At 72.0% G+C, this 13,390-nt stretch carries 14 protein-coding genes; all 14 read left to right on the top strand.

What is annotated here, in order from left to right; all coding sequences use genetic code 11:
• The first annotated feature begins 153 nt into the window (after window positions 1-153).
• Complete coding sequence (locus tag ABD269_RS27985) at window positions 154-810, top strand: sulfotransferase-like domain-containing protein (protein ID WP_425572998.1); 657 nt, start codon at window positions 154-156, stop codon at window positions 808-810.
• A gap of 51 nt (window positions 811-861) precedes the next feature.
• A complete protein-coding gene (gene cysC, locus ABD269_RS27980) occupies window positions 862-1,431 on the top strand; it encodes an adenylyl-sulfate kinase (protein WP_344122302.1) in 570 nt (189 codons plus the stop codon).
• A complete protein-coding gene (cysD, locus tag ABD269_RS27975) occupies window positions 1,428-2,375 on the top strand; it encodes a sulfate adenylyltransferase subunit CysD (protein ID WP_344122300.1) in 948 nt (315 codons plus the stop codon). Before cysC ends, cysD begins: the two co-directional genes overlap by 4 nt.
• A complete protein-coding gene (locus ABD269_RS27970; protein ID WP_344122297.1) occupies window positions 2,376-3,653 on the top strand; it encodes a sulfate adenylyltransferase subunit 1 in 1,278 nt (425 codons plus the stop codon).
• Window positions 3,654-4,020: 367 nt separating this feature from the next.
• Complete coding sequence (locus ABD269_RS27965; protein ID WP_301893524.1) at window positions 4,021-4,737, top strand: response regulator; 717 nt, start codon at window positions 4,021-4,023, stop codon at window positions 4,735-4,737.
• A gap of 153 nt (window positions 4,738-4,890) precedes the next feature.
• A complete protein-coding gene (locus tag ABD269_RS27960) occupies window positions 4,891-5,088 on the top strand; it encodes an MbtH family protein (RefSeq protein ID WP_301893523.1) in 198 nt (65 codons plus the stop codon).
• Between the two features lie 37 nt (window positions 5,089-5,125).
• Window positions 5,126-6,919 (top strand): amino acid adenylation domain-containing protein, encoded by a 1,794-nt coding sequence (locus ABD269_RS27955; protein ID WP_344122294.1) that lies wholly within the window; start codon window positions 5,126-5,128, stop codon window positions 6,917-6,919.
• Window positions 6,920-6,997: 78 nt separating this feature from the next.
• Window positions 6,998-7,777: a thioesterase II family protein gene (locus ABD269_RS27950; protein ID WP_344122292.1), complete on the top strand. Its 780-nt coding sequence runs from the start codon at window positions 6,998-7,000 to the stop codon at window positions 7,775-7,777.
• Entirely contained in the window at window positions 7,774-9,114 is a 1,341-nt protein-coding gene (locus ABD269_RS27945; protein ID WP_344122289.1) for a M20/M25/M40 family metallo-hydrolase, read from the top strand. Before ABD269_RS27950 ends, ABD269_RS27945 begins: the two co-directional genes overlap by 4 nt.
• A complete protein-coding gene (locus ABD269_RS27940) occupies window positions 9,107-10,051 on the top strand; it encodes a GNAT family N-acetyltransferase (protein ID WP_344122287.1) in 945 nt (314 codons plus the stop codon). Before ABD269_RS27945 ends, ABD269_RS27940 begins: the two co-directional genes overlap by 8 nt.
• Window positions 10,048-10,641 carry a hypothetical protein gene (locus ABD269_RS27935; protein WP_301893517.1) on the top strand — a complete coding sequence of 198 codons (594 nt, stop codon included), beginning with the start codon at window positions 10,048-10,050 and terminating at the stop codon, window positions 10,639-10,641. The genes ABD269_RS27940 and ABD269_RS27935 overlap by 4 nt, the downstream gene beginning before the upstream one ends.
• Complete coding sequence (locus ABD269_RS27930; RefSeq protein ID WP_344122284.1) at window positions 10,638-11,663, top strand: BtrH N-terminal domain-containing protein; 1,026 nt, start codon at window positions 10,638-10,640, stop codon at window positions 11,661-11,663. Before ABD269_RS27935 ends, ABD269_RS27930 begins: the two co-directional genes overlap by 4 nt.
• Window positions 11,663-13,057, top strand: coding sequence for a DegT/DnrJ/EryC1/StrS family aminotransferase (locus tag ABD269_RS27925; RefSeq protein WP_344122282.1), 1,395 nt, complete (start codon window positions 11,663-11,665; stop codon window positions 13,055-13,057). Before ABD269_RS27930 ends, ABD269_RS27925 begins: the two co-directional genes overlap by 1 nt.
• Window positions 13,054-13,380, top strand: a complete 327-nt coding sequence (locus ABD269_RS27920) for an acyl carrier protein (protein WP_344122280.1) — start codon at window positions 13,054-13,056, stop codon at window positions 13,378-13,380. Before ABD269_RS27925 ends, ABD269_RS27920 begins: the two co-directional genes overlap by 4 nt.
• Window positions 13,381-13,390 lie beyond the last annotated feature (10 nt).

Raw genomic sequence — 13,390 nt, 5'->3', positions numbered from 1 at the left:
CCATTGCTACTCGCGTGCCGTTCAGGTTAGGTTGAAGCGCCCGTGTGCAGTATCGGAAGAGTGTGCAAGGAGTGTCATTTGCGGTCCGTCGAAGCCCCACGAATTCTGACCCTCTGGAGCGCTCCACGCTGCCGCTCCACCGCATTCTTCCGCATGATGTCCGAGCGCGGCGATTTCCGTCTGCTGCACGAGCCGTTCTCGTACCTGATGGAATTCGGCTCGGTGGACGCGGCCGGCCGGACGGTGTCGGACGAAGCCGGTCTGCTCTCCCGGATACGCGAACTCGCCGCGGACGGACCGCTTTTCTTCAAGGACACCACCGACGAGCGCTATCCCGGACTGCTCGCTGACTCGCCGTTCCTGGCCGAGGACGCGCTGCACACGTTCATCATCCGGCACCCGCGCGAGACGATCGCCTCGTACCACGCCATCAACCCCGAGGTGCAGCTGCACCAGATCGGATTCGAGGCGCAGTACGAGCTCTTCGAGCGCGTCCGGGAACTGACCGGGACCGTGCCCGCCGTGGTCGACGCCGCGGACCTCGTGGAGGCGCCGGAGCGGACCGTGCGGGCGTACTGCGCCGCCGCCCGCATCCCGTACCTCCCCGAGGCCCTCCAGTGGCGCAGCGGCAGCCGGGAGGAATGGGCGCCGAGCGAGAAGTGGCACCGGGACGCGAGCGCGAGCAGCGGTTTCGAGAAGAAGGAGCGGGCGGACCGGGTCGACGTGGACGGCCACCCCGTCCTGTCGAAGTATCTGGAACACCACCTGCCGTTCTACGAGAAGCTGCGCGCGCACCGGCTGGGTGGCTGACATGGGCGCAGAGGCCGTGGCCGGTGCGGCGAGGAGCAAGGGGAGCGGAAGGTGACAGTGACGCAGTGCACGTGCGACACGCCGGAGCGGACGGGCGCCACGGTGTGGCTGACGGGTCTGCCGAGCGCGGGCAAGACCACGATCGCCAAGGCCCTCGCGGAGCGGTTGCGCGGCGAGGGCCATCGGGTCGAGGTGCTGGACGGTGACGAGATCCGCGAGTTCATCTCCGCGGGCCTCGGCTTCAGCCGCGCGGACCGGAACACCAATGTGCAGCGCATCGGCCTGATTTCGGAGGTACTCGCGCGCAACGGCGTGAAGTCGATCGTGCCGGTGATCGCGCCCTACGCCGATTCCCGGGAAGCGGTGCGCAAGCGCCACGAGGGCTCGGACACGGCCTATCTCGAGGTGCATGTGGCGACTCCGGTCGAGGTGTGCTCGGAGCGCGACGTGAAGGGGCTGTACGCCCTGCAGGCGGCGGGCGAGATATCGGGTCTCACGGGGGTAGACGACCCCTACGAGGCGCCGGAGTCGCCGGATCTGCGGATCGAGTCGCACACCCAGACCGTGGCGGAGTCCGCCGCCGCGCTGTACTCGCTGCTCACGGAGAGGGGTCTGGCGTGAGTGACACCGGTTCGACGGCCTTCGCAGCTGTCGCCGACACCGCGGATCAGTACGCGCTGTCGCACCTTGACGCCTTGGAATCCGAAGCGGTGCATATATTCCGTGAGGTGGCGGGTGAGTTCGAGCGGCCGGTGATCCTGTTCTCCGGCGGCAAGGACTCCATCGTGATGCTGCACCTGGCGCTGAAGGCGTTCGCGCCCGCGCCGGTGCCGTTCACGCTGCTGCACGTGGACACCGGGCACAACTTCCCCGAGGTGCTGGAGTACCGCGACCGGGCGGTGGCCCGCCACGGCCTGCGGCTTCATGTCGCCTCCGTGCAGGACTACATCGACCGGGGCGTGCTCCGCGAGCGGCCCGACGGCACCCGCAACCCCCTGCAGACGGTCCCGCTCACGGAGGCCATCCAGGAGCACCGCTTCGACGCGGTCTTCGGCGGCGGGCGGCGCGACGAGGAGAAGGCCCGCGCCAAGGAGCGCGTCTTCTCCCTGCGCGACGAGTTCTCGCAGTGGGACCCGCGGCGCCAGCGGCCCGAGCTGTGGAACCTCTACAACGGCCGGCACGCGCCCGGCGAGCACGTCCGCGTCTTCCCGCTCTCCAACTGGACCGAGCTGGACGTGTGGCAGTACATCGCCCGCGAGGGCATCGAGCTCCCCGAGATCTACTTCGCCCATGAGCGCGAGGTCTTCGCGCGCAACGGCATGTGGCTGACCGCGGGCGAGTGGGGCGGCCCCAAGGACGGCGAGCCCGTCGAGGTGCGCCAGGTGCGCTACCGCACGGTGGGCGACATGTCCTGCACCGGAGCCGTCGACTCCGACGCCACGACGCTCGACGCGGTGATCGTGGAGATAGCGGCCTCCCGGCTCACCGAGCGGGGCGCGACGCGGGCCGACGACAAGATGTCGGAAGCCGCGATGGAAGACCGCAAGCGCGAGGGGTACTTCTAGATGACCAGCACCACCGAGCAGCGGGCCACGACCCTGCTGCGTTTCGCGACGGCGGGCTCCGTGGACGACGGGAAGTCCACCCTGGTCGGCCGGCTGCTGCACGACTCCAAGTCCGTCCTGGCCGACCAGCTCGAGGCCGTCGAGGACGCCTCACGCCGGCGCGGCCAGGAAACACCCGACCTGGCGCTCCTCACGGACGGGCTGCGGGCGGAGCGGGAGCAGGGCATCACGATCGATGTCGCGTACCGTTACTTCGCCACCCCGCGGCGGCGGTTCATCCTCGCCGACACCCCCGGCCACGTGCAGTACACCCGCAACATGGTGACGGGTGCGTCCACCGCCGAGCTGGCCGTGGTCCTGGTCGACGCCCGCAACGGCGTCGTCGAGCAGACCCGCCGCCACGCCGCCGTCGCCGCCCTCCTTCGTGTGCCGCATGTGGTGCTGGCCGTCAACAAGATGGACCTCGTCGATTACGCCGAGCCCGTCTTCGCGGCCATCGCCGCGGAGTTCACCGCCTACGCGGCCTCGCTCGGCATCCCCGACGTCACCGCCATCCCCATCTCCGCGCTCGCCGGCGACAACGTCGTCGAACCCTCCGCGCACATGGACTGGTACGGCGGCCCCACCGTCCTCGAACACCTGGAGACCGTGCCCACCGGCCACGACCCCTCCATCGACCCCGCGCGCTTCCCCGTGCAGTACGTGATCCGCCCGCAGTCCGCCGAACACCCCGACTACCGGGGCTACGCCGGCCAGATCGCCTCCGGCGTCCTGCGCGTCGGCGAGCCCGTGACCGTGCTGCCCTCGGGCCGTACGAGCACGATCGCCGGGATCGACGCCCTGGGACGCAGCACCGATATCGCCTGGGCGCCCCAGTCCGTGACCGTCACCCTCGCCGACGACATCGACGTCTCCCGCGGTGACACCATCGCCCCCACCACCGGCGCCCCGCAGGTGACCCAGGACGTCGAGGCGACCGTCTGCCACGTCGCCGACCGGCCCCTCAGTCCCGGCCAGCGGGTCCTGCTCAAGCACACCACCCGCACCGTCAAGGCGATCGTGAAGGCCATCCCCTCACGCCTGACCCTCGACGACCTCTCCCAGCACCCCGACCCCGGACAGCTCACCGCCAACGACATCGGCCGCATCACCCTCCGCACCGCCGAACCCCTCGCCCTCGACACCTACGCCGACTCCCGCCACACCGGCTCCTTCCTCCTCATCGACCCCGCCGACGGCACCACCCTCGCCGCCGGCATGGCGGGAACCGCGGAGTGACCCGTGGGCCCGGCGCGGCCGGGCCCACAACGGCCTTGGCGAGTATGAACAGTTCGTTTCGGTGTGAAGGCCATCCAACTGATGGAATCCTTGGCAAATCAGCACAGCCGGATAATTGCCTGAATAGCCCGATGTGTATGCCCGCTTTCCGCTCCCGACGGGGCTTTCGGTGAGCTTGGTCACGCTCTCCACGGACTCCGGCCGTCCGTCTTCATGAAGTAGATTGACGAACGGTGCTGCGGGGGACACCGCGTTTCTGGGTGCTTTGCGGCCTTGTGACAAAGGCAGAACGAGTGGTCGGCCGCGTGGTGAGCCAATTCTTATGCACTTGTTGGCGTACCGCCCCGCGGATGGTCACCGCTTTGCCATGGGATTACGTAACCTGGGGGTGCGGGGCGCGGTGGCGATCAAAGTGGTCATCTGTGATGAGACGCCGATCATTCGAAATGGGCTGAAGACCTTCCTGGAGGCCGCCCAGGACATCGAGGTCGTCGATGTCTCGGACAGTGCGATGAGTGCCCTGATGCTCATCCGCACGCACCGGCCCGATGTGGTCGTCACCGGGCTCAAGTTCCAGGGGATGTCCGGGATCGAGCTGATCCGCCGGCTCGCCCGGTTCGACGACGACGATGTGCCCGCCCCCCGCTCCGTGGTGTTCAGCATGGACTGCGCCGACGACGTGATCACCGAGGTGCTGCACGCCGGGGCCAACGGGGTGCTGATCGGCGACGCCAAGCGCGAGGAGGTCGCCAGCGCCGTGCGGACCGTGGCGCGCGGCGGCACCGCCCTGGCCTCCGAGGTGGCGGGCCGCCTCGTCGAGTGGTTCCGCGGCCGGGACCTGCGGCCGGCCGCCGAACTGCGGCCCTCGATCGGCTCGCTCACCTCGCGCGAGCGCCAGGTGCTCACGCTGATCGGCCGGGGGATGTCGATCGAGGAGGTGGCGACGGAGCTGTGCATCGGCGTCAGCACGATCCGCACCCACCTGCACCGGCTGCGCAACAAGCTCGACCTGAAGGACCGGGCCCAGCTCGTCTCCTTCGCCTACCGGGCCGGTCTGATGCAGAGCCCGGCCGAGGCGTGTTGAGGAGTTCTGGACGGCCGTAAGCCGGGCGTCGACGTGAGGGAACCCGGGTCGACGGGTGGTCGCCCGGCAGGTCAACCGCGGAGTGGATGCGGCATTACGGCGGCCCTGCCTACGCTCTGGCGATATCACTGCGGATAAACCAGAGGGTCGACCATGGCTGAGGCTGCCGAAGCGGCGCTGGATTCTTGGACAATCGTCGTCAACCACGAGGAACAGCATTCGATCTGGCCCGCCGGACGCGAACTTCCGGCGGGCTGGAACGAAATAGGTTTCACCGGTGACCGGCAGGCGTGCCTGGACCGGATATCCACCGTGTGGAAGGACCTGCGGCCGCTGAGCCTGCGTAGCTGATCCGACCGACCGTGGAAAATGCGCAAAGGGTTCGAGAATGACAACGACCGTTGAATCTGTGCACCCGGCCGAATCCGTGCACGCGGCCTTCGAGCGGTGCGCGGCGGCCACCCCGGACGCGGTGGCGATCTCCTCGGGGGACACCCGGGTCGGCTACGCGGAGCTCGACGCACGGGCCAACCGGCTCGCCCACCACCTGCGCGCCCTGGGCGTCGGCGTGGAGAGCCCGGTCGGCATCTGCGCGGAGCGGTCCGTGGAGACCGTGGTCGCCCTTCTCGCGATCCTCAAGGCGGGCGGCCACTATGTCGCGCTCGACCCGCGCCAGCCGCGCGAGCGCCACGCGACCCTGGTGAAGGAGGCGGGCCCGGAGCTGATCCTCACTCAGGAACGGCTCCTTCCGCAGGTGTCCGGGCTCGCCGGGACCGTGGTCCTCGACGACCCCGAGCTCGACCGCGGTGTGCTCTCCGGGCTCCCCGCCACCGCCCTCGGTGCGGAGGTGCGCCCCGGCCACGCCGCCTACGTCGCGTACACCTCCGGCTCGACCGGGGCGCCCAAGGGCGCGTGCGTCCCGCACCGCGCCGTGCTCCGCCTCGTCCAGGACAACAACTTCCTGACGGCCGGGCCCGACGACGCCTTCCTGATGTTCGCGCCGCTCGCCTTCGACGCGTCGACGCTGGAGATCTGGGCGCCCCTGCTGAACGGCGCCCGGCTCGCGATCCTCCCGCCCGGGGAGCCCTCACTCGACGAGCTCGCCGACGCGGTCGTCCAGGAGGGCGTCACCGTGCTGTGGCTGACCGCCGGGCTCTTCCACCAGATGGCAGAGGGGCCCGTCGCCCGGCTGACCACGGTCCGGCAGCTGCTGGCGGGCGGGGACGTCCTCTCGCCCCACCACATCAACGCGACGTTCGCCGCGCTGCCCGGCATCCGGGTCGTCAACGGCTACGGACCCACCGAGAACACCACGTTCACCTGCTGCCACATCATGGACGAGCCGGTCGGCGACGGGCCCGTGCCCATCGGGCTGCCCGTCACCGGCACCACCGTCCACGTGCTCGACGAGCGGCTGCGGGAGGTCCCCGACGGCGCCACCGGCGAGCTCTACGCCGGCGGTGCCGGGGTGGCCCGGGGTTACGTGGGGCGCCCCGACCTGACCGCCGACCGCTTCCTGCCCGACCCGCACGCCACCGAGCCGGGCGCGCGGATGTACCGCACCGGCGACCTCGTCCGCCGCCGCGCCGACGGCGTGGTGGAGTTCCTCGGCCGGATCGACAACCAGGTGAAGGTGCGGGGCTTCCGCATCGAACCCGGCGAGATCGAGACGGCGTTGGTGGCCCAGGCGGGCGTCAAGGACGCCTGCGTCGTGGTCCACACGCACCCCGAGTCCGGCAAGCGCCTGGTCGCCTTCTTCGTCGCCGACGACAGCGTCCTGCCCGCCGCGCTGCGCGAGGCCGTCGCCGCCGCCCTGCCGCCCTACATGGTCCCCTCGCTCCTCGCCCGCGTCGACGCCCTGCCGCTGACCCGCAACGGCAAGGTCGACCGGGCCGCCCTGACGGCGCGCGAGATCCGGGAACGGCCGGAGACCAACGCCGACTTCCGGGCGCCGGGCACCGCGCTGGAGCGCGAACTCGCCGTGCTCTGGGCCGGTCTCATGGGCCTGGACGAGGTCGGCGTCGACGACGACTTCTTCGAGCTGGGCGGCCACTCGCTGATGGTCACCCGGATCGTCGCCCACGTCGCGGAGCGGCACGGCGTGGAGCTCCGCCCCCGCGACCTCTACCTGAGCTCGACCGTGGCCGAACTAGCCGAGGTCATCGAGGGATCGGCGGGCTGACCCCGGCCGTACCGCCCGCCGCCGACCACCCGCGACCCGCCGCCGGTGCCCGTTCCGCCGTCCGACATGAGGTGAAGGATGACTTCCGACCGACGTCCCTCGAAATGGCTGCTGCGCCGCCCGAAGGACGACAGTCCCGTGCGCGTCTTCTGCTTCCCCTACGCGGGTGTCGGCGCGTCGATGTACGCCAAGTGGCCGCGGACCATCGGGCCGGCCGAGGTGTGCCTCGTCCAGCTGCCGGGCCGGGAGAACCGGCTGCGGGAGCCGCACTTCGGCACGTACGAGGAGCTGACCGAGGGGCTGCTGGAGGGCCTGGAGCCGCACCTGGACCGCCCGTTCGCCTTCTTCGGGCACTGCAGCGGCGCCCTGCCCGCCTTCGCCGCGGCGGCCGAACTGGCCCGCCGGGGACAGCGGCTCCCGGACCGGCTCTTCCTCTCCTCGCAGGTGGCCCCGCACGAGGGCCCGTACGGCCGGCTGCTCGACCTCGGGCACGACGAGCTCGCCGACGAGCTCGTCGCACTGACCCGGGCCATGGGCGGCGAACCCCACCCGGACCTCATCGACCTCGGCGTGGGCATCCTCGCCGCCGACATCGAGGCCAACCGGCGCTACCGGCTCGACGCGCCGCTGCGGCTGCCCACCACCCTCACCACCATCGGCTGGCGCGAGGACACCGTCATCCCCGCCGCGAAGACGGCCGGCTGGCGGGAGTACGCCCCCGACGGCGACACCCGCGAAGTCCTCCTGGACGGCGGCCACTACGCCTTCCTGGACGCACCGGAAGCGCTCGTCGCCGAGCTGGCCGCCGACCTGGCCGCCCTCGCCCCTTTGAAGAAGACGGAGGCCGACCGGACATGAGCACGGACACGAGCACCCTGGAGAACCCCGGCGCCGTCGCGCTCACCCAGCGGCTGATCCGCTTCGACACCACCAACCCGCCCGGCGACGAGGCCGCCTGCGTGCAGTACGTGGCGGAGCTGCTCTCCGCCGCCGGTCTGGAGACGCGCCTGCTCGGCCGCGAACCCGCACGGCCCAACCTGATCGCCCGGCTGCCCGGCCGCGGTGAGGCGCCCCCGCTGCTGCTGCACGCCCACGTCGACGTGGTGCCCACCGAGAACCAGCGCTGGAGCCGCCCGCCGTTCGGCGGCGAGCTCGTGGACGGCGAGGTGTGGGGGCGCGGCGCGGTCGACATGAAGGGCCAGCTGGCCATGATGCTCGACGCCGTGCTGCGGCTGCGGGCCACGGGCACCCCGCCCGCCGGTGACGTCCTCCTCGCCGTCGTGTGCGACGAGGAGGCGGGCAGCGCGGCGGGCGCGAAGTTCCTGGTGAACGAGCACCCCGAGGTGTTCGCCGGGGTCCGCTACGCGATCGGCGAGGACGGCGGCGCGAGCCTGGGCCTCGGCGGTCACGTGCGCTTCCACCCGATCGTGGTCGCCGAGAAGCGGGCCGTGTGGGTGCGCGCCGTGCTGCGCGGCGTCGCCGGGCACGCCTCCCGGGTCACCGGCAGCGCGGGCGCCGCGTACAAGCTGACCCGGCTGCTCGGCGCCATCGACGGCGGCGGGCTCGGCACCGTGCTGACCCCGGCCGTCGACACCATGCTCGGCGAGCTGGCCCGCGTCCTGCCGGAGCGCGAGGGCCGCCGGATCGCGGCCTTCCGCGCCGACCCGGCCGACACCTCCACCCTCGACGGCTTCGACGAGCGCGACATCCGCTACCTGAGCTCGATCGTGCAGCACACCGTCAACGCCACGGTGATCCACGGCGGCACCAAGACCAATGTGCTGCCGAGCGAGATCTCCGTGGAGCTCGACGGACGGGTGCTGCCCGGCGACTTCGGCACCCCCGGCTTCCTCGCCGAACTGCGCGCGAAGTCCGGTGTCGACATGGACCTCGAGGTCCTCGTCGAGGGCGAGCAGATGCCGCAGCCGAAGCTCGGGGCGTTCTACGAGCGGCTCGCCGGGGTGCTGCGCGAGCAGGACCCGGGCGGCGTGCCGATCCCCATGGTGACCACCGCGTCCACCGACGCGCGCCTCTTCCCGCAGCTGGGCATCGAGACGTACGGCTGGCTGCCGCTGCGGCAGTCCACCGGCACGTCGTACCGCGACATGCTGCACGTCGCGGACGAGCGCATCGCGGTGGAGGACCTGGAGTTCGGTGCCCACTGCTTCCACGAACTGCTGCGCGACTATGAGTGAGACGACCACCGCCGTCGACGTGGCGCCGCTGCCCCCCGGCCGCGCGGCGGCCGCCCGCTGGGCGGGCCCGGTCGCGGGGCTGACGCGGGCCGCGTACGCGCTGTCCGACCCCTACCCCGGCCTGCCCGTCCCCGACGGCGCGCGGGAGACGGAACCCGCCGTCCTGCGCGACATCGAACGCGGCACCCGGGTGTGGCTGGCCACCGGGCCGGACGACAGGCTCGCCGGCGCCCTGCGGGTCACCGACCACGGGGCGGCGGGCTGGGAGGTCCACCGCGTCTCCGTGGCCCCCGCCCGGCAGGGCCAGGGCATCGCCCGCGCCATGCTGACGGCCGTCGAGGAGGCGGCCCTGGCGCGGGGCGTGCCGCGGCTGTGGCTCGACGCGGTCGTGGAGCGCTGTCTGCCGGGCGTCTACGGCCGGCTGGGCTTCCGGGCCGTACGCCACTGGTCGGCCGACGACAAGCCGCTGTCCGAGACCACGCTGGAACGCGTCCCCGGCGCACCGCCGCACACCGGCGAACTGCCCCTGGTGGACGACCCACTGGGGCCGTCGGACCCGGCGCTCGTCTGGCTGCCGGCGGACGGCCGGCTGCTGGCCGCCGTCGAGACGGGCGGGCGCCCGTCGGAGCTGCTGGACCGGGCCTGCGACCGCGCCGGGGTCCCGGGCGCGGCCGGGCTGGACGTCTGGCCCGGCGCGGGCACGGACGGCCGGGCCCGGCTGACCGCGCTGCTCACCGGCCTCGCGGGCGTCCACGGCCGACCGGGGCACGAGATCTTCGCCTTTCCCGGCGGCCGGGAGAGCGTGGCCGCCCACCTCATGCCACGCACCCTCCACCCCGGGCTGCGGGCCGTCCTGCGCCTCGCCCCGGGCCGGACGCACCGGCCGGTGCCGGCCGCACCCTCCGCTCACGGAACCGTTGGAGCAAGTCCGAGTTGAGAACACAGACCGCACACACGACGCCCACGCGCCTGGACCTGACGGCGTTCGCCAACAACACCGGCATCACCACCGAGGACCGGCTGTCCGACGGCGCGTTCAACATCTGGGGCAACACCTTCCCGGCCGAGGAGCTGCCCGCGGGCGGCGAGATCACCGTCGACGGCATCCCCTTCCGCTTCCCGGCCCCCGCCGCGGGCGCCCCGGACAACGTCCGCTGCGCCGGTCAGCTCCTGGAGCTGCCCGCCGGGCGCTACGACTGGATCCACGTCCTGGCCGCCGCCGAGCGGCGCACCGAGGACTTCGTCCAACTGCACTACGCGGACGGGTCCGTGGACCCGGAGTGGCTGCGGATCTCCGACTTCTGGCCGCAGACCGGGGCCCGCTTCGGGGAGAGCGCCGCCTTCTCCTGCACGCGGCTGCACTACCCCCGGCACGTCCAGCGCACCATGGGGCCGACCATCTGGCGGCAGCGCGTCCCCGTGACCCGGCAGCGGGAGCTGACGGCGCTCACGCTGCCCGACAACCCCGCGATCCATGTGTTCGCGATGACCCTCGCGCCCACGACACCGCCGGAGGCAGCGGAGTGACCACCCTCATCGACGACGTGCGCAGCTGGCGCCACGACCTGGCCGGCTGCCTGCACGCCTGCATGGCGACCCTGCTTGAGCACCGCGGCGTGGCACCGCTGGAGACGCTGGGCGCCGCCTGGCGCTTCCGCCACCTGCCCGGTGACATACGGCGCGAGGAGTACTTCTACCCCTGCGCCGCCGGCGAGTCGCTGCTCGGCGCGCTGGCCCCGTACCACCCGGTGCGCTCCGTCTGGCACAGCCCGGCGGATGCCGCCGAGGGCTGGGCGCAGGTGCGGGCCGAGGTGGAGGCCGGGCGGCCGGTGGCGGTCGCGGTGGACAACTTCGAGCTGCCCTTCCGGCCCGCCTACCGGGACGTGCACTCCAACCACATGGTGGTCGTGCACGGCTTCGACGAGGACGCGGGCACCGTCCACGTCCTCGACGCCATCCCGCCGCACTTCCACGGGGACATCACCCTCCAACAGCTGGCCGCCTCCCGCGACTCGGGCAACGCCGCGGTGCACGACCGGGACATGTTCTTCACGGACGTGCACATAGGCAACCGCTGGCTGTCCGTCGAACTCGACGCGAACCCCGAGGACTTCCCCGCCTTCGACCGGTCGCACATCCGCGACGTCGTCGAGCGGAACCTGCGCGGCTACCACGAGCCCGTGCGGGGCGACGGCTACGCGGGCCTCGACGGGCTGACCGCGTTCTTCGCCGACATGGGCAAGCGGCTCGCGGCGGGCGAGACCGTACGCGACGAGCTGTTCGTCGTCGCGGGCGCGGCCCTGGCCAACACGGCCGTCCACGCCGACTGGCTGGCCCTCGCCGGACGCACGCTCGACCACCCCGGTCTGACCGAGCAGGGCCGGGCCGTCGAGCGGATCGCCCACCACTGGTCCGCGATCCGGATCATGGCGGCGCTCACGCAGTCCGAGGGGCTCGGCGCGGCGCGCTTCACCAGGCGCGCCCACACCCTCCTGAAGGACCTGGAACAGGTGCTGGCAGGACTCGCACACGAAGGAGCGGAACTGTAATGGCTGTTGCCGCATCTCCGGGGGCCACCAGGTCGCCCGACAAGCTCGCCATGCAGGGCGGCGCCCGGTCCGTCCCGCGCTCGCTGCGCATCCCCGCCTGGCCGCGGGTGACCGAGGCCGACGAGGCGGCGGTCATGCGGACCGTGGCCAGCGGCCGCTTCACCTCGGCGTCCTCGGGCGAGCAGGAGATCGAGTCGCTGGAGCGCGAGTGGGCCGAGGCCGTCGGCGCCAAGCACTGCGTCATGGTCAGCAACGGCACCGCCGCGATCTCCGTGGCCCTCGGCGCCCTCGACATCCAGCCGGGCGACGAGGTGATCGTGCCCGCGCTGAGCTTCATCGCCTCCGCCGTGGCGCCGCTGCACATCCTCGCGGTGCCCGTCTTCGTCGACATCGACCCGCGGACGTTCAACGTCACGCCGGAGGCCGTCGAGGCCGCGATCACCCCGCGCACCCGCGCCATCGTGGTCGTCCACCTGCACGGCCTGCCCGTCGACATGACGGAGATCCTGGCGGTCGCCGACAAGCACGGCATCCCCGTCGTCGAGGACGCCGCCCAGGCGCACGGCGCGCTCTACCAGGGCCGTGCGGTCGGCTCGCTGGGTGCGATCAACACCTTCAGCCTCAACGTCAGCAAGAACCTCGCCACCTGCGGCGAGGGCGGTCTCATCACGACCGACGACGACAAGCTGGCCCGCCGCGCGCTGATGCTGCGGCAGTTCGGCGAGCTCATCCCCAAGCAGGGCGAGCGCTCCTACGTGGGCCACATGCTCGGCTTCAACCACAAGCCGAACGCCATCCAGGCGGCCTTCACGCGCAGCCAGCTGGAGCGGCTCCCCGAAGAGGCCGAGATCCGCGACGAGAACGTCCGGTACTTCCTCGACCGGCTCTCCGCCCTGCCCGGCCTCCTCACCCCGTACGTCCCCGAGGACCGCACGCACGCCTGGCACATCCTGCGCTTCCGCGTCGACCCCACGGCGCTCGGCCTCGACCCCTCGCTCGCCGGCCCGCTGCGCGCCTCGCTGATGCGGGCCCTGCGCGCCGAGGGCGTGCCCGCCGGGCACTACCAGATGATGTCGCTGCCGCAGCAGCGCGTCTTCCAGGAGCAGTTGGGCTACGGCGGCTACCCCTGGCAGCTGCCGGGCGTCGAGCCGCGGCAGTACCGGGCCGAGGACCAGCCCGTCACGCTGGCCGTCATCGACGACTCCTTCGCCATCCAGAAGGCCCACCTGTCGCCCGACGCCAGGCCGCTGCTCGCCGCCTACGCGGACGCCTTCGAGAAGGTCTGGCAGCACCGCGAGGTGTGGACGCGCTACGCCGCGGCCATGGAGCACCGCACACCGTGGGAGAAGGCCGCGGAGATCTCCGAGGCCGAGTGGGCGGAGGCCAACGCGTGAGCGCCGGGGCCACGGACCCGGTACGGGACGAACTCACCGCCATCTGGCAGGACGTCTTCAAGGTCACCGCCGAGGAGATCGACCCCGACGAGGGCTTCTTCGAGCTCGGCGGCACCTCCCTGCAGGCGGTGCAGCTGATGACCCGCATCGAGAAGGCCTTCGACGTGAAGGTCCCGCTCCCGGTGATCTTCACGGAGGGCAGCGTCGCGGGCCTGACGGCGATCGTCGAGGAGGAGCTGCTGTCCGGCGCGGACGAGCTCACCGACGAGGAGGCGCTGCGCCTGCTCGAAGAACACCAGGAAGCCGGCGAAGAGCGCCGCTGACCGCGGCCGC

The organism is Streptomyces blastmyceticus, assembly GCF_039521185.1.
Classification (GTDB): domain Bacteria; phylum Actinomycetota; class Actinomycetes; order Streptomycetales; family Streptomycetaceae; genus Streptomyces; species Streptomyces blastmyceticus.
Note: the sequence above shows the minus strand (reverse complement) of the source record. Positions and strands in the feature narration are given on the sequence as shown.

Coding starts and splice junctions, on each gene's coding strand:
- ABD269_RS27985 (WP_425572998.1), top strand. CDS start 154: ATGATGTCCGAGCGCGGCGATTTCCGTCTGCTGCACGAGCCGTTCTCG.
- ABD269_RS27940 (WP_344122287.1), top strand. CDS start 9,107: ATGAGTGAGACGACCACCGCCGTCGACGTGGCGCCGCTGCCCCCCGGC.
- ABD269_RS27955 (WP_344122294.1), top strand. CDS start 5,126: ATGACAACGACCGTTGAATCTGTGCACCCGGCCGAATCCGTGCACGCG.
- ABD269_RS27970 (WP_344122297.1), top strand. CDS start 2,376: ATGACCAGCACCACCGAGCAGCGGGCCACGACCCTGCTGCGTTTCGCG.
- ABD269_RS27945 (WP_344122289.1), top strand. CDS start 7,774: ATGAGCACGGACACGAGCACCCTGGAGAACCCCGGCGCCGTCGCGCTC.
- ABD269_RS27965 (WP_301893524.1), top strand. CDS start 4,021: ATGGGATTACGTAACCTGGGGGTGCGGGGCGCGGTGGCGATCAAAGTG.
- ABD269_RS27950 (WP_344122292.1), top strand. CDS start 6,998: ATGACTTCCGACCGACGTCCCTCGAAATGGCTGCTGCGCCGCCCGAAG.
- ABD269_RS27960 (WP_301893523.1), top strand. CDS start 4,891: ATGGCTGAGGCTGCCGAAGCGGCGCTGGATTCTTGGACAATCGTCGTC.
- ABD269_RS27925 (WP_344122282.1), top strand. CDS start 11,663: ATGGCTGTTGCCGCATCTCCGGGGGCCACCAGGTCGCCCGACAAGCTC.